The 21,292-nt window shown below is 59.2% G+C and carries 11 protein-coding genes; 6 read left to right on the top strand and 5 right to left on the bottom strand.

What is annotated here, in order from left to right; translation table 11 throughout:
* Positions 1 to 21: 21 nt before the first annotated feature.
* Entirely contained in the window at positions 22 to 1,998 is a 1,977-nt protein-coding gene (locus tag QZ511_RS00055; protein ID WP_295797113.1) for an alkyl sulfatase dimerization domain-containing protein, read from the top strand.
* A 202-nt stretch (positions 1,999 to 2,200) separates the two neighbouring features.
* Positions 2,201 to 3,157 carry a lipid A deacylase LpxR family protein gene (locus QZ511_RS00050; protein ID WP_295797111.1) on the top strand — a complete coding sequence of 319 codons (957 nt, stop codon included), beginning with the start codon at positions 2,201 to 2,203 and terminating at the stop codon, positions 3,155 to 3,157.
* A 123-nt stretch (positions 3,158 to 3,280) separates the two neighbouring features.
* Here the strand turns inward: QZ511_RS00050 and QZ511_RS00045 are convergent, their stop codons facing one another.
* The 5 genes from QZ511_RS00045 to QZ511_RS00025 form a co-directional block, all read right to left on the bottom strand.
* Positions 3,281 to 7,192 (bottom strand): S8 family serine peptidase, encoded by a 3,912-nt coding sequence (locus QZ511_RS00045; RefSeq protein WP_295797108.1) that lies wholly within the window; start codon positions 7,190 to 7,192, stop codon positions 3,281 to 3,283.
* Between the two features lie 20 nt (positions 7,193 to 7,212).
* Positions 7,213 to 9,684, bottom strand: a complete 2,472-nt coding sequence (locus QZ511_RS00040; protein ID WP_295797105.1) for a hypothetical protein — start codon at positions 9,682 to 9,684, stop codon at positions 7,213 to 7,215.
* A gap of 232 nt (positions 9,685 to 9,916) precedes the next feature.
* Positions 9,917 to 10,543, bottom strand: a complete 627-nt coding sequence (locus QZ511_RS00035; protein ID WP_295797102.1) for a response regulator transcription factor — start codon at positions 10,541 to 10,543, stop codon at positions 9,917 to 9,919.
* A complete protein-coding gene (locus QZ511_RS00030; protein WP_295797099.1) occupies positions 10,540 to 13,962 on the bottom strand; it encodes an ATP-binding protein in 3,423 nt (1,140 codons plus the stop codon). The genes QZ511_RS00035 and QZ511_RS00030 overlap by 4 nt, the downstream gene beginning before the upstream one ends.
* 222 nt (positions 13,963 to 14,184) lie before the next feature.
* Complete coding sequence (locus tag QZ511_RS00025; RefSeq protein ID WP_295797097.1) at positions 14,185 to 17,433, bottom strand: DEAD/DEAH box helicase; 3,249 nt, start codon at positions 17,431 to 17,433, stop codon at positions 14,185 to 14,187.
* A 126-nt stretch (positions 17,434 to 17,559) separates the two neighbouring features.
* Here QZ511_RS00025 and QZ511_RS00020 point away from each other — a divergent pair, with 126 nt between their 5' ends.
* The 4 genes from QZ511_RS00020 to QZ511_RS00005 all read left to right on the top strand — a co-directional run.
* On the top strand, positions 17,560 to 18,354 hold the full coding sequence (locus tag QZ511_RS00020) for a DUF3298 and DUF4163 domain-containing protein (protein WP_295797095.1): 795 nt from the start codon (positions 17,560 to 17,562) through the stop codon (positions 18,352 to 18,354).
* A 205-nt stretch (positions 18,355 to 18,559) separates the two neighbouring features.
* A complete protein-coding gene (locus QZ511_RS00015) occupies positions 18,560 to 18,988 on the top strand; it encodes a MarR family winged helix-turn-helix transcriptional regulator (protein WP_295797092.1) in 429 nt (142 codons plus the stop codon).
* A gap of 260 nt (positions 18,989 to 19,248) precedes the next feature.
* Positions 19,249 to 19,776 carry a hypothetical protein gene (locus QZ511_RS00010; RefSeq protein ID WP_295797090.1) on the top strand — a complete coding sequence of 176 codons (528 nt, stop codon included), beginning with the start codon at positions 19,249 to 19,251 and terminating at the stop codon, positions 19,774 to 19,776.
* A 324-nt stretch (positions 19,777 to 20,100) separates the two neighbouring features.
* Positions 20,101 to 21,292: class I SAM-dependent DNA methyltransferase (locus QZ511_RS00005; RefSeq protein ID WP_295797088.1), on the top strand; the 1,192-nt coding region annotated here is incomplete at its 3' end.

Raw genomic sequence — 21,292 nt, 5'->3', positions numbered from 1 at the left:
TCGCCAACAAAGGTCACCGTCATGCATTATGCTCTCTGTTTGAAACTTGTTGCGGGTCTGGTCATTGGTGCCAGCCTGGCAATCAGTGCCGTTGCCGCCGATAAGCCGAAACCGGCAACCACCGCCACCAAGGCCGCCAACAGTGCTCTTTTAAAAGACCTGCCTTTCTCCGATAAGACCTCGTTTGAGCAGGCGCACAAGGGATTTATTGCGCCGCTGCCCCAGGCCGCGATCAAGGGCAAGCAGGGCAACATGATCTGGGATCCCAAGCAATACAGCTTTATCAAGGAAGGGGAACCGGCGCCGGACACGGTCAACCCCAGCCTGTGGCGGCAATCCCAGCTGATCAATATTTCCGGGTTGTTCGAGGTCGCCGACGGTATCTACCAGGTGCGCAACCAGGACCTCTCGAACATGACCATTGTCGAGGGCAAGTCCGGCCTCACCATCATGGACCCGCTGATTTCCGCCGAGACGGCCAAAGTCGCACTGGATCTGTATTACCAGCACCGGCCGAAAAAGCCGGTGGTGGCGGTGATCTACACCCACAGCCATGTGGATCACTATGGCGGCGTGCGCGGGGTAGTGGATGAGGCTGATGTGAAGTCCGGCAAGGTCAAGATTTATGCGCCGGTGGGCTTCCTCGAGGCCGCGGTGGCGGAGAATGTAATGGCGGGCAATGCCATGAGCCGGCGCGCCAGTTACATGTACGGCAACCTGCTGCCGCCGGACCCGAAGGGCCAGGTGGGTACCGGGCTCGGCTCGACCACTTCTGCCGGTACCGTAACCCTGATTCCACCCACGGACATCATCAAGGAAACCGGCGAGACCCGTGTGATCGACGGGCTCAACTACGAGTTTCTGTACGCGCCGGGCAGCGAAGCACCCTCGGAAATGCTGTTCTATATCCGAGAGAAAAAAGCGTTGAATACCGCCGAGGACTCCACCCATACCCTGCACAACACCTATTCCCTGCGCGGCGCCAAGATTCGCGACCCGCTGGCGTGGTCCAAGTACCTGAACCAGGCGATGGACATGTGGGGCGATGAGGCGGAAGTGATGTTCGCCATGCACCACTGGCCGGTGTGGGGCAACAGGGAGCTGAACAAACATATCGGCCTGCAGCGGGACATGTACCGCTATATCAATGACGAAACCCTGCGCCTCGCCAACCAGGGTTACACCATGGTGGAGATAGCGGAAAAAATCGAATTACCCGAAGCGGTTGCCAAGCACTTTTCCAACCGCGGCTATTACGGTTCGGTCAATCACGATGTAAAGGCCACCTATGTGCTGTACCTGGGCTGGTTTATCGGCAACCCCGCCACCCTGCACGTACTGACCCCGGTGGATGCCTCCAAACGCTATGTGGAAATGATGGGTGGTGTGGATGCGCTGTTGAAGAAGGCCAAAGCCTATTACGACAAGGGCGAATACCGCTGGGTGGCGCAGGTGGTGAACCACGCGGTATTCGCCGACCCGGGCAACCAGGCGGCGAAAAACCTGCAGGCGGATGCGCTGGAACAACTCGGTTACCAGGCGGAAAGCGGACCCTGGCGCAACTTCTATCTGACCGGCGCCAAGGAGCTGCGCAATGGTGTTGCCAAGCTGCCGACGCCCAACACTGCCAGTCCGGATACCGTGCGCGCTATGGATCTTGACCTGTTCTTCGACTTTCTCGCCATGCGACTCAATGGACCCAAGGCGGCGGGCAAGCGCATCGTGATCAATATGGATTTCACTGATTCCGGTGAAAAATACAAACTGGAAATGGTTAACGGCGTGCTCAACCACACTCCGAAACGCCAGGCGAAAGATGCCGATGCCACCCTGCAACTGACCAGGGAAACCCTCAATAATATTGTGCTCAAGCAGGTATCCCTGAAAGATGCCATTTCCGGCGGCAAGGTCAAGGTCGCCGGTAGTGAGGCCAAGGTGAGCGAATTGATGTCCTACGTCCAGGACTTTGACTTCTGGTTCAATATCGTTACACCGTGACATTGTTATCAGTCGGCAAAAAATATCGGCGCCCATGCGCCGATATTTTTTGTGCCGCGACAGTCGCTTGTACAGCCAAAAGATTCAGGCGCTGGAAAAACAGACGCTTGTGTCAACTCGCGAATCTGGAGGAATTTTCCGGTTCTCCTAGACTCCATGGGTGAAAAATATAACGCGAAATGGATCTTCGCTGGCGGGCGCAATGGGTACCTTGTTGCTTGCTGTCGGCGCCGCCACTGCCACAGCCGGCAGTGTTTCCCTGCAGCTGGAAAACGATTCCTTCGATGGCGCCAGTGACGCCTACTACACCCAGGGGTTGCAACTCACCTATATCCCGGATACCCCCGTTTCCTGGCCCAGAAAAATTCTCCCGAAATATTACGCACAGCGGGAAATTCATACCCGGTTTTCCCTGGGGCAGGCAATTTTTACTCCCTACGAAATCGAAAAAACCGAGCTGATCGAAGATGATCGACCCTATGCGGGCTGGTTGTATCTGAGTGGTGGGTTGCACACCAAACACCTTTCCCCGGAGCGCGGCCTGTACAGTGCCGAGCGCCTGGATCTGAACCTGGGGATTGTCGGGCCCTCGGCGGGCGCGGAGCAGACGCAGCGCTGGACCCATCGCATGCTGGATACCTACGACGTCAACGGCTGGCACAACCAGTTGCGGGACGAGCCGACGTTGATGGTCAGTTACGCGAGAAAGTGGGCGCTGATCCGCGCGCTGGGCAATTCCGGCACCGGTTGGGAACTATCCGCACGGCTGGGCGGCAGTGCCGGCAATGTCACCACTCAACTGGCAACCGGGCTGGGGCTGCGGCTGGGCAACAATCTTTTTGCCAGCGCCGGTGTCAGCGGCCTGCAGCCGACTACCGTTGCACCTGATTTCAGCGGTTCCTCTGCACCGGGCAGCTGGTTCCTGTTTGCGGACTGGCAGTTGCGGTTTGTGGACCGGGATATTTTCCTCGATGGCAACAGCGACAAGGCAAGCCACGGTATCGAGAAAGAGCCGCGGGTTGCGGAGCTGCGCTTCGGCGGTGTCTTTACCGCGGACCGCTACTGCTTCACCCTGTACCACGCGCGCCGCTCACAGGAATTCGTGGGGCAGTACGAGAATGCGAACTTCTCCGGACTCGGCCTGACGGTTTCTTTCTGAAGCCTTGTATTGCGCTTTCGCGCAGCCACTTTCTCCCGCACATAAAAAAGCCCCGACCACAAGGCCGGGGCAACAAGAGTGGAGATCTGCCACCACTTTAGCGATGGCTTGTTTCACACAGGATCAGATGTGTCTTCTGCGCAGCAGTCCGGCGATCAGGCCGAGCAACAGGAAGCCGAAGCCGGCGGAGCCACCGCTTTTCTTCTTCTCCGCAACCCGGTCGATGGTCAGGTGGAGCTGTGAAGTGACGCTGAACTCGCCATCGCTCGCGCTCAATTCGAAAACGGCGGTGCGATCCGTGTCCACTTCCGGCAAGCTCAGTGCAAAGTTGCCGTCACCCTCATGGTTGATGTCGACCGCGGGGCCGCTGGTCTGCACCAGGGTGTAGCTGAGTTCATCGCCGTCTGCATCGGTGGCGTTGGCGCTGAAGTTCAGTACGCTGCCCATGTCGCCGGTCAGGCTGCGGGCACCGGCGATTTCCGGCGCGTGATTGCTGTTGCTGACAGTGAATTCGCCTTTCTGACTGGAGAAGCCCTCGCGCTCGGTATCCAGTGTCCAGTGAACAGTAAACTCACCACTCTTCGGTTCCGGCTGCGCCAGTTTCACCACGGCAGTGGCACCTTCGGCGCCGGCGGCCACGGTAATGCTGACGGTGTCACCGCTGGCACTGGCCTGGGCCTCGCCTTCAGCGGATACATCGCTGATTGCCAGCTCCGCGTCGCTGTCGAGAGTCACCTGGTAGGTGACATCTTCCGCGGTGCCATTGGCCGGCAGGGTGATGGTGACCACAGCTTCCTGCCCGCGCGACAGCTCCGGCTGGGTGGCCACAATCTGTGCCTCGGGTGCGGTGCGGTTGATCTTCACTTGGGTGTTGCCCACCGCGCGCGTGGCGCTGCTGGAAACCCGGTCGAAGAATTCCAGGTTGCCGTAGTAGACGCCCTCGCCGAGGTCGCCGACCCAGTTAAGGCTGACATCCACCAGGTCGTAGGGGTTCAGGTAGCTGCTTGCCATGCGCGCGGTCGCGTCCTGGGTCTCACTGCTCGGGCTCATTACCACGTCGAGACGCACGCTGTCGGTTTCCGCATCGCTGCCCTTGTAGTTGTGCACCAGTACCCAGTAGCGACCGGTGCCCGCGGCAAAGCGACAGGACTCATCGACACTGAGGGTAGTGGCACACACCTGGCTGATCTCCACGACTTGCGGAATACCGTCGTTGTTGCTGTCCTGACCAACAAACAGGTCGACGTCTTTGGCGGTGGTGTCGCCAACGATGACGCGCAGCTCGCCATTGCCCTCGGGAACGTCGATGTACTGGATTGCGGTACCGTCACCGAGGTCGTCAAACGGCGATGCGCTGTCCGTGTCCGCAGCCAGGGTCAGCGGGTAGCTGGTGGCCCGTTGCAGGGGGGCGGCAACAACCATGGCGTTGCCCGGGTAGCGGAACTGGGCCTCACCAACATTCACCTCACCGCGGCTCCAGTAATGGTCCCGCGACATGTTTTCCGGAATGCCCGCAATCATCGGCTTGATCGCTACCGGCATGGACAGCGCGGGGCTCTCGTGCGTCGGGTTGAGCTGCACCCGCAGGAAGCTCCAGTCTTCGCTCACGCGCTGCGCCACAGTCGCGGTGAACTTGACGGTGACACTCTCGCCGGCGGCGATATCAAAGCTCGAGGGCGAGGCGCTGAGGGACAGGCCATCGATATCCCCGGCAACCGAAACATCCCAGTTGCCGTCTTCCGTTGCGGTAAAGGTGCGGCTCCAGGTACAGGTTCCCGGGCACTCGCTGTTGCTCAGGTAGGGCATGTTGAGTGTGGTGTAGTCGCCGCGGTGGTCGGAGCTCACGGTCATGTAGTCGGCAATGGGCACGTCCATGATCAGGCCGGCCTGGACGGTCTTGTCCACCTGCAGGCGGCCGGAACCGGTATCGAAATAGCCCGCGCTGCTGACGTTGCCCGCGTCGTCCCTTTTGGTGACTGTCGCGTCTGCGGTCAGCATCATCGCCGACTGGATTTCTGCCGGGGTCCAGTCCGGGTGCACCTGGTGTACCAGTGCTGCGGCACCCGCCACATGCGGGGAGGCCATGGAGGTCCCGCTCAGGAAGCTGAAATCGGCGGGCGCTGCGCCGTCGCCGTGGAACGGTTGTTCATCGGAATAGGCCGCGTAGACGTCTACACCGGGTGCGGAGATGTTCGGCACCATCACACCCGGGCGCGCCGCGTAGGGTCCACGGGAGGAGAAGCGGGCCATCTCGTCCGCGAGCGCGGGTTCGTACTGGGGCTTGCCGGCGCCGATGGTGAGCATGGGTACGTCGCCCGCCGCGCGGGTGGTGTTCATCCAGTCCAGCAGGGCCTGTCCATCGGCCCGGTTGAGCAGGGCACCGGCAACGTAGTCGTACCGGATCGCCGCCATGTTCTGCTCGGATTGGGCGGTGGAGCGGATAATGATTCCGCCGATGCGATTGGTGAAGGTATTGCGAATGTTGCTCAGTTTTTCCACCAGCGGAATTTCGCCGCGGTCGCACACGACGATCTTGTCTTTCCAGGCGTCGCTGAGGGGATCGATGAAAGACACACTCTGGTCGCACAGGGCCATGTTGTTGCCATTGCGGTCCTCGAAGTCGCCAGCGTAAACCACTTCGGTGGGGGTCAGTACGGTATTGGTTCTGCCGGGGTTGGCCAGGTCCATGACATAGATGTCTGCGTAGCCGTCCACCGGCTCGAAGGTGGCCCCCATCTCACTGCTCCCGGCCACATCGTGCACCCAGGTGCGCTGGTGGGTGCTGGCACCGACGGTAGTGGTCCAGGGGGAGTTGTTACCGGTGGTGTAGGGGCCGGGACCGGCGTTACCGGCGGAGGCGGCGACAAAAATACCGGCCTCGCGGGCGCTCAGGAAGGCAATATGGCTGACATCGGACCAGGGATCGGCCTGTGCACCGGTGGGGCCGATGGAATAGTTGATCACGTCCACGCCATCCTCGATGGCCTGTTCCACGGAGGCCACGGTGAGGCTGGGGTAACAGCCGTTGTTGTCACATACCTGGTAGGCAATGATATTGGCATGGGGCGCGACACCGGAAATTTGCGGCAGCAGCGAGCCGCTTTCAATGCCGTCGCCCACCGCTTCGCCCACGCTGGGGCGCAGCACCGGGACGTCGAGCAGGATATTGCCGCCGGCGGTGGAGGCGGTGTGGCTGCCGTGGCCGTTGTAGTCTTCGCCGTTGGCCGCGCGCAGGCCGTCGTAGTTGGCGGTGATGGCGTCGAAACTGTACACCCCAATCAGCTTGTCGTTACACAGGCTCGCATCGATCTTACAGTCGCCCAGGTAGTTGCCGGTCCCCAGCGGGTTCTGCACGGTGTAGCCGTCGCCTCCGGTGGCGGCAAAGGCGGCGTTGTCGGTGTTTACGCCGGTATCGAGAATGCCGATGACCACACCCTCGCCCATGGCGCCGTCAACGCCGGTGGCGCTGCCATCCCAGATGGCGCCGGAGCCGATGTGATCGGGTCCGTTATCAAGGTGCAGCTGGTTGGGCACTTCCTTGATCACGCGCATCACCTGCGGCTGCTTGAGCAGCTCCTCGGCTTCTGCCGGTGTCAGGTCGAGCACCATGCCGTTGTAGGCCAGGTCGAATTTCAGCACGGGCTTCAGTTCGCGACCCAGTGCCTTTTTGGCACCGTTCATGAACGTGGCCTGGTGTTTATTCACCTGCTGGCGATAGTTCGTCATGGCGGAGGTTTTCAGCGCGGCCTGCATGACCGCGGCAGGCTTTTGTGGACTGCGGAATTTTTTCAGGCCGAGAATGCTGAAGCCGTTCTCTTTTTCCAGCAGTTCCGACGCGTGCAATGCCGCGGGCTTGTCCACCAGCTGCACCATATAGCGGTTGCGGCCGGAGGCGTCGCTGGCGACCTCGGCTTCGGCATTGATGATGTGGTTCACTTTGTGCTGCCAGCCAAACTGTTTGCTATTTTCGGCAGCGTGCGTGGCGCCGGTCATGCCGACCGCGACCGCCATGGCAATAAAAGATTTCTTAAACATTATTAGTTCCCGGGCTCGAATTAAATGGACTTGCCGAAACGGCGGCGTACGAGTGCGGCCAGGCCCAGCAGAAGTACAGCCGCTGAGCCGAAGCTGCCGCCGCTCTTTTTCTTCTCGTTGGACTCTTCAGGTTGGTTGACCGAAAGCTTGAAGTTTTTGCTGAACACTTCGCCGTTGGCATCTTCCGCAGTCAGGGTGAACTCCACGGTACCGGTGGAGAGTGGTGCGGTGCCGGTCAGGGTGCCGTCCGAGGATTCGGTCCACACGGTGTCTGCCCCTGCGGTTTTCGCCCAGCTCAGGAAGTAAGGCGCTTTAGCACCGGAGATTTCCGGGGAGAAGCTGAAACTCTCGCCGACGGCCACGCTGGCGTCGCCGCCGCTGATGGATGGTGCAGAGGTGTTGGCAACGAGAATGTCCACGCTGGTGCTGGCCTGTTGCATGCCATCCAGTACGGTGAGGGAGAAGCTCAGCAGGGTGTCAACCGCTACATAGTCGGTGACAACGGTCAGCTCGGCGCCGTTGCCGGTGAACTCTACTGCCGGGCCTGCGGTTTGCTGCCAGTGCATTTGCAGCTCGCTACCACTGGAGAGAATGTCCGCGATCATGGTGACCGATTCGGTCTCGTCTACGGTCTGATCGGCGATAGGCGCGATCGTGGGTACAACACTGTGCGGCGCGCGGATTTTGATGGTGCTTGTGCCCACCCGGCTGCTGTCGCTCACATCCTGGACCTTGACCTTCAAAGGGACCGTTTCCAGCAGCAGGTGAGCGGTACCGACATCCAGCTGCAGGTCGGTATCGCTGCCGTTCAGTGCCAGGTCGACCAGGCTGGAATTGCTTTCAACCATGTTGTCGTGCGCACTGCCGGCGTTGTCCAGCACTTTCAGCTCGAGGGTCTTGTGCTGGCCCGGAGACAGGGTGGCAACCGGCCTTTTTTCGACCAGAATATCTTCGCTTACACCAGAGAGGCCTTGCCCATCGAAATTGACAAGTTTCACTGGCCCGGTACCGTTTTCTCTGCCCGCGGTATAGGCGAACACCGGCTGGCCGAAGATGGTGCGGTCGTATCCTCCACCGGAACCCATGGCGATAGCGCCATCGGTAAACGCAACCGGCTCCCCAACCGGGGCACCATTTGCGGGATCGAACACCTGGGTGAACAGTGCGTAGGTCTGTGCGGTGATCTTTTCCTCTGCGTAGGTAAGGTTCAGGCTGTCGTCCTGATTCAGCGACAGGGCGGTTTTGGTGTAGCCCCGGAACCACTGGTCCTGGTAATCGGCGCGTGTTTCCAGGACGCGCCACGGAAGCAGTGTGGCGGGCTCGGTGGAGCCGTCTTCACTCCAGATAAATTCACCGTCGGCAGAAATGGCGGCGCCACGTACCCCTGAGTACGGCTGCACCGAGCCCTCTTCGTCATAGTCGGTCTTGGAAACGACCCAGGTGACGTAAGCGGTGTCGCCGTCATAGGCCAGTGACGTGGAGCTATTGCCGAGGTGGTCGCCGGAGATACGAAGACCCTGGCCCGGGAATTTTTTGTCGCCGTTTGCGTATACCTGTTGCAGCATCACATACGACTCGCCGATGCCGAGGATGTGGTACCAGCTCATCACCAGGCCGCCTTCGCCATCCGCGACGATCTGTACCGCACGGCCGTTATTGATCGGGTGAGAAAAGTTGCCACCGGAAGTGATCGCCAACGGCTTGCTCCACATGGGGCTGCCGTCTGCCAGTGCATATTTCTGTACATAGTAATGGGACTGTGTCGTGCCTACCTGCTGCCCCACTTCCAGAAGCACGAGCACGCTGTCGTCCGTCACTATCGGTTTGGTGACGGTGGTGTAGCGCCCATCGATTTGAATATCCTGATTCCAGAGTACATTGCCGTCTTTATCGAAAAGCGCCAGTGCCCCGAAAGCATCTTCTATACGTGACGGCCCTTTGGCCCAGGCAACCGCCATGACCGTCCCGTTGGTAGCCATAGACAGGCCGCCGCCGTTCGATTCAAAGGTGTTGTCCGGGGTCAGGTTCAGAGGTGTCTCCCAGCCCGGGGTGCCGTCGCGGTTAATTTTCGCAATCTGGACTGTACTTTCTACGGAGGGAATGGTGCCGGGAAAGACATCGTTTGCGATATAGGCGTTGCCTTCGTCATCGGTAACCATGTCGTAGGCAAAGGTGTATTGCTTGTCTGTATCAAAGATCAGCTGTGGGGATTCCCAGCTCTGGTTACCGTTGGCATCGTAGTGTTGCAGCCAGATATCAAAGCCATTGGCGGTGGAGTCGCACGGACCCAACCAGGGACGGCAGAAATATACTCCGTTGCGGTAGCTGACATATATGCCACCGTCTTTTTCCGCGGTGACCAGGGGCAGGGTGCCGCTGTCAGTGACTTCAATGGCGCTGGTGGCGGGCTCGCTCGACCACTGGGCGTAAACCGGTGCCGAGGCGGCGGTGGCCATGGCAATGGCCAGGGCTAAAGATTTTTTGTGAGGCAAAATGATGACGCTCCCTTTAACGTTTTTTTATTCGGTGGTTCTTTATAGGGAGCCAGGCGGGAGGCAGCTATTGGGCCTTTTTCGGATTTTTATCAGACTAAAGTCTTAGGTCTGTAGATGCGGAGTGAAACTTTGCGGTCGTTGCGCCAAATCTGTACAGGAATCGCGGAAAAATCCTGAGCTGCGCAAAATTAGTGCGGTAGTGGCGGTCAGTTTTTGTTCGAGTGTCAGATCAGTTGGACTCGTCGCTCAGCAGAAGTGCGGCCTGGGTGCGGTTACTGACACCGAGTTTGGAAAATATGGCGGTGATGTGCGTCTTGACGGTTTTTTCCGAGATGTTGAGCCTTTCCGCAATCTCTTTGTTGGTGTGACCAGCGGCGATCAGATGCAGTACCTTGAACTGGCTGGGGGTGAGGCTGGCGAGGCGTTGATATGACTCGGGTTCCGGGGATACTGCCTTCGGCTCCGAGTATTCATAGCAGCCCTCGAGAATTTGTTCGACTACCTCGAACAGGGTGGCCGGTGCCGCGGACTTGGAAATGAAGGCCGCCGCACCGAGAGCCAGGCACTGATTGCGCTCTGCCAGGTCGTCGTGGGCGCTGACCACGATGATCGGCAGTTCTGGGAAATGGCGGCGCAGGAAGTACAGTCCACTGTTGCCGGAACTGCCGGGCATCAACAGGTCCATCACCAGCAGGTCCAGATCGTCGGCACTGCTGTTGAGCACGTCGAACAGGTCGAGGTAGTTGTCAGCGGTGGTGACCTCGGCGTCGGGGAGCTGCCGTGTGAGCCCCGTCACCATAGCCTCCAGGTACAGCGGATGGTCGTCTGCGACGAAAATGCGAGCGCTGGGCTTCAAAGCTGACTCCTATTGGCCTGATGCAGTATCCACATGAGCTTACCGATTTTTAGGGGTTTGGGCAGGAAGAACACGTCGCGCTGCTCGGGCATGCGAGCACGAGCCTCGGGGTTGCCGGACATGTACACCAGGACCTTCGCTCCCTTTAGCCGCTGGCGGTATGCCTCGATATAAGCGAAGCCATCCTGTGCCTGCCCCAGGTCCACATCGGAAAGTATGACATCAAAGTGTCCGGCACTGGCGATAAGTGCCTCCGCAGTGGCAAAGCTGGTGACTTCGGTCAATCGTGCGGAAAGTTGTGTTTCGAGCTGCTTGCGTTGTTCGGGGTCGTCCTCAACCAGCGCCAGCGACACCGCTCGCCGGTCGCGGCTGACCGTCTGCACGGGCTCGGCTACGGGTAGCGTAAAGGTAAAGCGGGATCCGAGTCCCGGTTTGGAGTGCACCTGCAGGTCCATACCGAGCAGGTCGGACATCCCTTTTACCACCGAGAGCCCAAGCCCGGAACCCTGGTAGCGCTGGGTCCAGCGTTTGAACGGCGTAAACAGGGTTTCGCGCATGGCATCGGTTATGCCCGGTCCCTGATCGCTTACGGAAACGACAACCCGCGGTCCTTCGCGAATGGCCGAAATTGTGACACTGGTGTTGGGCGCGCTGATCTTGATCGCATTGTCCAGCACATTGCCGAGAACCCGTCGCAATAGCAGCTCGTCGCTGGCTACCCATAAATCAGCTGCGGCCCGGAGCTCCAGCGTCACTCCCTGGTGCTGGGCAAAGTCCCCGAGTTCGTCGCGCAATTGTTGCAGGAAAGCGTTGAGGTCCAGTGGGGCAATATTCGGTTTGATCACCCGCGCATCCAGGCGTGCGAGTTCTACCACCGAGTCCACCAGTTTTTCCAGGAATGACAAGCTGCTTTCGATACGGTGTCGAAGGGGGTTGGCTGGTTCCTGCTGCACCTGGAATTTGATGAGGTTAATCGGATGCTTGAGGTCATGGCTGGCTGCGGCGATAAACCGGGTCTTGGCGCGGTTAGCATTCTGCGCCTCCTCCTTTTTCTGTTCCAGCTCCTCGGTGCGCGCCTGCACTTCCTTCTCCAACTGGCGGGCGTAATTTTCTTGGCGTTGGCTGCGCTCCACTGCCAGCTCCAGACGCGCGCGATCAGCCCGCAGTTTATTCGCGACAATCAGTGCAATCACGGACAGTGCCGCAAGAATATAGCCGGCAATGGCGAGAGGGGATTCCCAGAACGTTGGTTTGATATCGAGCGAGATTCGACTCAATGGTGCCGACTGCGCGGCGTAATTCCACACCTGCAATTCCACCTGATAGTTCCCTGGGCGCAGGTTGGTCAGAGTCACGAATGAGGATTTCAATTCGCTCCAACTGTCGGACAACGGCAGAATGCGGTATCGATATACTGCCTGTTGCGGCAGCTGCGACGGCACCGCAATAAAGTGCAGACGCAATAGCCCGGGTGAGGTGAGTCGCAACGGCTGGTCGGCGTTGATGCGTTGTGTGGTCTCTTCTGTTTCCAGATAGCTCCAGGTGGCTTTGCCCGGCTGGGTACTGCGGATACTGGTATCGTGCAGCAGGGTGAGGCCGGCGTCACCGCCGAAAAAGGGAATGCCGTCCATTTTTCCGCAGCGGAACTGTGCAAATTCCTGCTCGTGTACCCCCTGCTGACCGGTCAGGATAGCCTGTATCCGGCGCTGCCGGTCGAGAATATTCAGTCCTTTGTGGGTCGCGATTAACAGCCTTCCGCGATCATCCTGCAGGGCGCACACCAGTGTCTGCGACGACAGTGAGTCACTGACCGGTACCCGTGTGATGCGTGGCTGTGAACTGGCGGCTGCGGTCTCGATCTGGAACAGGCCGCGGTTGGCAGTCAGTACGTAGAGCTGTTCGTCGGTCGAGAACAGGTTGATAGCAATGCCCAGTCCCCGATGCTGTAACCATGTTGCCGGTTTGCGCCAATCCTTTTCTATGGACGCGGAGCGCAGGCCATTGTGATAGCTGGCCACGTACAGTCGCCCATCGCGAAACCGCGCAGCGGCGCTGCCCGCAGGAAATGCCTGTTGCCAATGCAATTGCCACCGGCCATCACGCTGCCGGAATACCTGCATTCCCCGGTCGGAGTGGAATATACGGATATCCGCCTGGGGTGAATCGAGGTTGGAAATTTCGTCGTTGCTAAGCCCTGAAAAACGCTGCTGCAGTGGTGTGTAGCGGCCGCTGTCCGGCTCCAGCAGATAGCTTCCCGATGTCAATGAAGACAAGTACAGGCTTTTCCCATCGGTCAGGATGTGTGTTGCCTCGAAGCCTGGCGGATAATAGAAATGCGGACCCGCTCTGAGCCTGCCGCTAACCAGCTGCCACAGACTCACCTGCTCCGCTTCCGCGATGGCCAGCCACTCCTTTCCGCCAAGTTCCACTGTCGTCAGGTCGATCAGGGAATCGGGGAAAGTGTCGCTGTCGGTGTTCAGCGCCTGAATTTTTGTGTACTCCGCGGGTATCCGGTACAGCCCATTGAAGGTACCCACGAAAATATCTCCGAAACGGCTGACCAGAAGGTTGCGGGCAATGTGTGACGCCTGATAAGCGCGGTTTTTGCTGTGGGGATAAATCCAGCGCAGCGTATCATGATCGATGTTGAGGCGGCCGATACCCCGGTCTGTGGCAAAGTAAAGCGTGCTTCCCTGCTTTTTCAGCTGGGCGATATTGTTGCTCGGGAAATTGCCCCGGTGCAGCGAGAATTCCGCGCATGCTGAGCCATCCAGTTGGCAGCGGAAAACGCCCTGGTCGCGGAGACTGAACCAGATGTGCTTGCCGGCGGCTACGGCCGACTTGACTTCTCCCTGCGGAATATCGGGCACAAACGGTTGCACCCGATCATTGCGCAAATTCAGGACGCCAAGCTTGTCGCCTTTTAGTAGCAGGTGATCCGGGGAGACCGGGCGGAAGAAATCGAGGCGGCCGTAACCTGTGGGTAAAGGAACCTGTTGCGCCTGTTCACGCTTCAAGTCGTAGCGATAAAGCATACCATCGGAAAGGTAATACAGGTTGCGGTCATCCGTCTGCAGCAGGCGACTGACCATTCTGGAGGCCTGTGGCAGAGTGAGATGGCGGGTTTTCAATGTGGTGGTATTGATATGATCGATGCCGGCATCGCTCGCCACCCAGAGTGAATTTTCCCCGCCAACTTCCAGATCAAAGATCACCGTGCCCGATATGTAGCGCTCGCGCTGGTCACTTCTGAATACCAGATACTCATTGTTATTGAGAAGATTGAGGCCGTCCTGTGTGCCCACCCACACGCGGCCGTACTGATCTTCCACCAGATCCAGGACGACATTCTGGGACAGGCCGGTATCGCTGCTGATGCGTTGCGCGAGCGGATAGTACGCTTCCGTTTCGGCAAGCACGGGCCGGGAACAAAGACAGCTGAACCCGAAAAGCAGGAAGAGTAGACGTAACAGAATCCAGTACCGTATTTATGGGCGCGTGATCCGCTGATTCAGATATGCGCGAGCATTCCAGTTTAGGACGGGTAACGCGCACAGGGCTTCGATGGCGGTCACCGCTAATGACTTCAGTTTTTGGGCGAGGATGGCGCCGGTTCCGGGCAAAGATATGAACCCCATCGGCTATTCCCCCAGCAGGGCCAGCAGGTCCTCTTTATTGCGGGGCAGGTTGCTGCCCTTGGTGGCATCAAACAGCGCATCCGCCAGTGCCTGCTTTTCCTGTTGCATCTGGTGAATGCGCTCCTCCAGGGTGTCCGCCGCCACCAGCTTGTACACAAACACCGGCTTGTCCTGGCCGATGCGGTGGGCGCGGTCGGTGGCCTGGTTCTCCACCGCGGGATTCCACCAGGGATCCATATGGATCACCACATCCGCCGCGGTCAGGTTGAGGCCGGCGCCGCCCGCCTTGAGGCTGATCAGGAATACCCGCACCTCGCCGTTCTGGAAGCGGTCGATGGCCTGCTGCCGTTTACGGGTCTGGCCAGTGAGTTTGGTGTAGTCGATTTTCTGCGCCTGCAGCTGTTGCTCCACCAGTTTCAATACCTCGGTGAACTGGGAGAAAACCAGAATACTGCGGCCCTCTTCGAGTAGCTGCGGCAGGCTTTCCGCCAGCCATTCCAGTTTGGCGCTTTCCTGGATGCCCGCTGCCTTGTCCAGTTTTACCAGGCGCGGGTCGATGCAGCTCTGGCGCAGTTTCAGCAGGGCGTCGAGAAATTCGATATGGCTTTTCGCCATGCCCTGACGGGCCACCAGCTCGCGGATGCGTTTCTCCATACTGATGCGCACGCTTTCGTACAGTGCGCGCTGTTTGCTGCCGAGTTCCACATACTGGATGGTTTCGGTTTTCGGTGGCAGTTCGGTGGCGACTTCGGCCTTGGTGCGCCGCAACATGAACGGGCGCACCTTGCGCGCCAGCTCGTGCTGCCGGTCTGCATCGCCGCGGCCTTCGATGGGCGTGCGATAAGCTTCGTTGAAACTCTTGCGTCCCCCCAGCAGTCCCGGCAGCGCGAAGTCCATCAGTGACCAGAGTTCCCCCAAGTGATTTTCCAGCGGTGTACCGGAAAGACAAAGGCGGGTGTCGCTTTTGATACCGCGCACACACTCGGCCACTTTGGTGGTGGGGTTTTTGATTGCCTGGGCCTCGTCCAGCACCATCAGGCTGAACTTGCGTTTGTCATAGCGGGCCTTGTCCCGTACCAGCAGCGGGTAGGTGGTGATCACCAGGTCGCTTTTGGCAATTTGCCTGAACGCGGCGTGCCGGTCGGCGCCGTGGATCAGGGTGGCTTTCAGCAGCGGGACAAATTGCGCCGCTTCGTGTAGCCAGTTGCCGGTAAGGCTGGTGGGGGCGACGATCAGAGCGGGCTTTTTCAGTGTGCCGCTTTCTTTCATGTGCTGGATCAGCGCCAGCGTCTGCAGGGTTTTGCCGAGGCCCATATCGTCCGCGAGAATTCCGCCGAAGCCATAGCGCTGCAGGAATACCAGCCAGTTCAGTCCTTCCTGTTGATAGGTGCGCAGGGTCGCGTTGAGATTTTTGGGGGCGGGGATGTTTTCCAGGCCGGAAAAATCCTTCAGCCGGTTGAGCAGTTTGCGGGTGGCGGGCGCCTTGCGCTGGTCGAGATCGGCGAGGCCGGCAAACTGTGCCGCCTGGAATGCGGGCAGGCGTACCCGGTCGTCGAGTTTTTTCTCCCTGAGCAGGTCCAGCAACAGCCCGCGGATATTTTGCAGCGGTCGTGTATCCACGTTGACCCAGTCACCGGCGACGCTGATGGTCATTTCCTCCGGCGCATCCTGTACTAGCCAGTGTTCGATCAGTTCCATAAAGGGTAACTGGCGGCCATCACTCAGGTGCAGGTCGAGGCCGAATTCGAACCAGTTGTGATCGCGGTCGACAAGCTCGATGGAGAAATTCGCCTGCCGGGATGCGAATTGGTAGCTGGGGTCGCTATCGATCACCCAGCCCTGCTGCGCCAGCCCGGGCAGGGCATGCTCTACCAGTTGGCGCCAGCGCTGGGGGATGTCCTGCGGGCTTGCGGAATCCAGCAACCACACCTCCTGCTGCCCACCCAGGTCGTCCGCAATCAGGTACATGTCCAGTTGATGGATCTGTTCGCAGCAGTGGTGCTCCGCTTCGATATCGCGACGGATCTGGTAATAGGTGCCGTCGCGCTCACGGGTCAGCTGCGGTCCCTCAAAGTCGTGGCTGTAGGGTGGCGCGAGTGCAAACCCGGCGTAGTCGAAATGCAGTTTCAGTGCGGGCAGGCGGTAGTGTTCCAGCTCGCAGCCGACCAGGGTAATGTGCGGAGTAAACTCGCTGACATTTTCCAGTTTGGGCTCCACCGGAAGCGGCAGCTGGGATTGCGGAATCTGTTGCCGCAACTGAACCGACATCAATCCCAGGGCCTCATCGCTGACCGGCGGCATGCGCAGCAGGTGCTGTAGCCGCGCGGCGGGCAGCTCGGTGATGATCTCGCCGATGCAGGCATTTTCCATATCCAGATAGCAGGGTGGGGTTACCGGGATCAGCAGCCACTGCTGTGTGGATTCCATGTCTTCAAGCTCCGCCACCAGCTGTTGCTTGCCGTCCGCGGACTGCTGCCACTGCCACGACAGGTTTTTTGCCAGACCGCGGGTAAGGTTGGCTTCGTCAAAATAAAAGCGTCCGCTGGTGAGCAGCAGGTTGAGGGCGCGGTGGCCCTGCTCCCCCACCAGCTCCAGGCGGCCCTGTACGTTGGTGCGCGGTAAAAGCTGCAGGATGGTGACGTCTTCATCCCGTATATGGCTGGGCCTGTTCCAGCCCAGATTGACCATGTCCAGGGAAAAGGGCCGCAGCTGGCTCCAGCTGCCGTCTTTTTTCAGGTAGGCCTTTTTGGTGACCAGTTGTGGGCGCTGCTGCGAATCCTGCTGCAGCAAGTAGAGCAGGTAGTGGCGCCCGTACTCCATTGGCATCGGATCGGTGCGCGGCGCCGGGGGCAGTTCGTCCAGCCAGCGCTGCCAGTCTGATGATGCGGGCGAAGCCGGGCCCGTGCTTATTGCTGGTGGTCTGTCCGGGTGCTCTGCTTCATTGAGCAGCTCCAGCGCCGTCGCCACCGCGTGTTTGCAGTTGAGCCCCACCGGGCAGGAGCAGAGGCCCACCAGTCTGCCGCGGTCCAGATCCAGTTCGACCCAGTAAACGTAGCGCCCGGAGCCCTTGACCCTGCCGTGGTAACAATCCGCTTCCGCGTCGTAATCCACCTCCAGCACGCGCCCGCGGGCGAAATAATCCGCACCGCGCTCGAAGGTGCGGTCGTCGACCATCTTGTGGACGCTGTTGAGGGTAAAGGTGACCAAGTTGGCTCCGTAACGACGTTTGTGCTGGCGTTGTGTGGCAGTCAAACCCTGCACTTTAGCACGCTACGGGGGTTATCGAGAGCTGGCGCACAATGCTTCGATGAGGGTTCGCCAGTGGAGGCTTGCAGGGGTATTCTGCGTCAATCAGGAAAACAGAATTCAGGACTGTATATGTGGATCATGAACACCGCCGGAAAGCTTCGCTTTGCCGCCAATCTGGCCGCGCTGTCAGTACTGCTGTTGACCCTGGCTGCCTGTGATAGGCCGTCAGCATCGAAGCAGGCACCGCTGGAGTCCGAAGTACAGACATTCGAGCGACTGGCACCGGACTGCCAGCAGGCTGAGGACTGCACCTCGGTATCGATCACCCGCGAAGTATTTGCCGGCCGGCCGGCGCTGAATGCGGCGGTAAGTGAGCAGTTACTAATGCAGCTGCAGGGCAACGGTGAAGCAGCGCCCGCCTCTGGTGCTACAAGCCTGGAGCAGGTGGCGGATGCCTTCATCCAGCAGGCCGGCGAAGTGGCGGGAATCTCCGCCGCGCGCTGGCAACTGAGCGGCGACGCCAAGAAGCTCGCCCGGCACGGCAACCTGCTCACCGTGACCATCAGCAGCTATATGTACAGCGGTGGCGCCCACGGTATCCCCGCCACCCACTGGCTCAACTGGGACCTGGCCGCGGACAAGGCAGTGACCCTCGCGGATTTAATCCAGCCCGGGCAGGAACAGGCATTCTGGAAGCTCGCGGAAGAGGCACACCGCAACTGGCTGGAATCGCAGAAACTGGGCGACGACTTCCGCGAGAACTGGCCGTTTGCCCACAGCGAGGATTTCCGCCTGACCGGCGAAGGGCTGAAACTGCTCTACGGCGTTTACACCATCGCGCCCTATTCCATGGGGGAGGTGGAGTTGATGGTGCCGCGGGCGCAGTTGGGTGAAATAGTGCGTGCCGGATATTTGTCGGAGTGAGTAGCGTGTTGCCCCCAGATATACCCCAGCTGCACAACCTAGCAGAGTTCCTTACTTATTACCGGTGAGCGCAGGGAAGTCATTCCCCCACTTGGGTTTGGTAGTGGCAGGTACCGGTGTGCATGATTGGTCAACATGGGATTATTGACGCCGTTGTAATAGGTGCCTCAATATTCCGCTGGGAAGTTGGCGGGGGGAGGACCGAATGATCGCCAGTGATACCAGATCGCTTAAAAAGCTGCTGCAACTGATGACAACCGTTGGCAAAGAAACGGGCCACAGTGACATTACTCTGCACCAGATTAAGGTGCTTCTTTTTGTCGCGCTACGGGATGCGCAGGACGACCCCGCCGATAGTCGTGAGATCTCGGGGGCTCTCCAACTTTCCACCTCAGGGGTTAGTAGAGCCCTGGCCAGCCTTGGAGACTACGGTAGGGGTGGCAGAGGCGGGCTCGGCCTAATTGAACTGCGAGTTGACCCAAACGATCGGCGCCGGAAGCCGGTGATGCTGAGCCGGAAGGGCTTGAAAGTGATGGCAGCGATTTTAGAAGCTGCTGATATACCGCAGCTGCGCAGCCCAGCTGACGTCAGGGAAGAGCTCGGCGGGGACGTATTTTCTGCCTCTGTAGAGTAAACGATAGGCGCCCTGTCAGCTCCGTGAGCTCACCGGAACCTTGCTGAATTGTCGCTCCAGGCATAGGCCCGGGCATGCGCATTGGTTTGGTTTATCACTACTATTGTTGCGGTAATCCGATTGGCGTTTCGTCACAAGCCTGTACCGTAGCTTGACCTAACTACAGCGATTTTGTTAACTCGGTCACGTTGGGGGCTGATAACGCTGAGGGCGTCATCAGCCAGCTGTCCGAGTAAAGAGAGCGCAGGGGAGTAGAAAAAATGAACAAATCACTGCTGTTGCTGTGGGGTGCCTTTCTCCTTTCGGTATCTTCTGTCGGATTTGCCGTGGAGCGCGAGTTTGGAGATTGGTCGTGGGACTACGCCGATGGTGGAACGATCGCCATGACTTTTAGTGATACCGGCAAGGGGCTAGCGCAGGTCTGTAACTTCGGCGACGGGAACTGCTTGTACAAGGTGATGTTCCCTGTGACCTGTGAGCTTGGTGGAACTTACCCGGTACTCGTTAGTACCGACAGCGCCGCATACAGCATGAATATGCAATGCCTCAGCTCCGATGAGGAGGGAGGTATTTATGGCATCACGCCTTTCGATGATATCGACCAGATTATCCGCGAAGGGAATCGTATAGGAATTGTCATGGCGATGGAGCACGGAAGTTTCAGCGTTGTAAGATTTTCACTGCAGGGGTCCAATGCAGCAATGGACGACATGCTGGAAAATTTCCTCGTCGCACGAAAAGCGCGAAGTGCTAGGGAGCGCAGAGTGTCTGGAGATCAGTTTCTCTGATTGGCACTCAGAAAGGCCTAGCCATGTCCCAGTAGCGCTGGGTGCTTCGGCAGCTCTGAAAAGTCTTATCACTGAAATCGGTCTGGGGTGGGCGGGCCGTTTCGGCTTTGGTCGAGCCAGTGCCGGTCGTGGGTTTTCAGTTGGCGAAAGCGGTGCCACTTACCACCTTCACTATCGCTGTTGGCCTACACTTCAGCCCCCATGAACCTCACCTGTAAACCTGCTAATCTCAAGCGCTGATATCGACGCCACTCACGGCGCCGATTGTCTGTTTTTTGGGCGGGGTTCCCTCGGTATCGCTGCCAATAGTGATAAGGAAGACCCATGACCACGACGCTGCACAAGCGCGACCTGCTGGAGTTGCTGGAACGCAAGACCCTGCGCAAGATCGTCGATCACTTCGAGCTGCCCCGGCGCGCCAATGCTGCCGAGCCCACGTTGATCAAGACGTTGACACGCAAGTACAGCATCAAGGTGAGCGATCTGCTGCCCTTTCTCAGCCGGCCGGAGTTGAAGGCGGTGTGCGAGGCGGCCGCTATCGGAGGCCATGGCAAGAAGGCGGAATTGCGGTACCGGCTGCAGGTGTACTTCGGTATCACCAAGGCCCCAGCCAGGGGTGCCGACAAAGAACGACAACAAGCACCGCCCACACCCGGTGGCGCGGAAAAGCAAAAGCAAGCGAAACGAACAATGAGCAGTAAGAAGAAAGCCGCTGAAGCCAAAGAAGAGCAGACGCTCGCCAAGATTGAAAGAACCCTCTGGGCCGCCGCCGACAAGCTGCGCGCCAACATGGATGCCGCCGAGTATAAACACGTGGTATTGGGGCTGATCTTCCTCAAGTACATCTCCGACAGCTTCGACGAATTCCGCAGCCAGCTCACCGCCCGTATCCAGGACCCCCAAGACGAGCTCTACTGGGAGGACGCCAGCGACGAGGATGTCGCCGGTGAACTGGAGGACCGCGATCACTACCTGGCCGCCAACGTCTTCTGGGTACCCGCAGAGGCCCGCTGGGGCAGTATCCAGGCCAAAGCGCGCGAGGCGGATATCGGCCGCACCATCGACAATGCCATGGCCGCGATCGAGAAGGAGAATCCGCGCCTCAAGGGTATTCTCAACCGCGAGTACGGCCGCGAGCGCATGAAGCAGGTGCGGTTGGGCGAACTGATCGACCTGATCGCCACCATCGGCTTCAACGACACCGAACACCGCGCCAAGGACGTGCTCGGCCATGTGTACGAATACTTCCTCGGCCAGTTTGCCAGCGCCGAGGGCAAGAAGGGCGGCCAGTTCTATACGCCGAAATCCATCGTCAGCCTGATCGTCGAAATGCTGGAGCCCTACCAGGGGCGCGTATACGACCCGGCTATGGGCTCCGGTGGCTTCTTCGTATCCTCGGAAAAGTTTATCGAATCCCACGGCGGCCGCATCGGTGATATCTCTATTTACGGTCAGGAATCCAACCCCACCACCTGGCGGCTGGCGGCGATGAACATGGCCACCCGCGGGATGGACT

It is taken from the genome of uncultured Microbulbifer sp. (assembly GCF_913055755.1).
In the GTDB taxonomy this organism is placed as follows: domain Bacteria; phylum Pseudomonadota; class Gammaproteobacteria; order Pseudomonadales; family Cellvibrionaceae; genus Microbulbifer.
Note: the sequence above shows the minus strand (reverse complement) of the source record. Positions and strands in the feature narration are given on the sequence as shown.

Coding starts and splice junctions, on each gene's coding strand:
- QZ511_RS00045 (WP_295797108.1), bottom strand. CDS start 7,192: ATGTTTAAGAAATCTTTTATTGCCATGGCGGTCGCGGTCGGCATGACC.
- QZ511_RS00055 (WP_295797113.1), top strand. CDS start 22: ATGCATTATGCTCTCTGTTTGAAACTTGTTGCGGGTCTGGTCATTGGT.
- QZ511_RS00020 (WP_295797095.1), top strand. CDS start 17,560: ATGTGGATCATGAACACCGCCGGAAAGCTTCGCTTTGCCGCCAATCTG.
- QZ511_RS00015 (WP_295797092.1), top strand. CDS start 18,560: ATGATCGCCAGTGATACCAGATCGCTTAAAAAGCTGCTGCAACTGATG.
- QZ511_RS00010 (WP_295797090.1), top strand. CDS start 19,249: ATGAACAAATCACTGCTGTTGCTGTGGGGTGCCTTTCTCCTTTCGGTA.
- QZ511_RS00050 (WP_295797111.1), top strand. CDS start 2,201: ATGGGTACCTTGTTGCTTGCTGTCGGCGCCGCCACTGCCACAGCCGGC.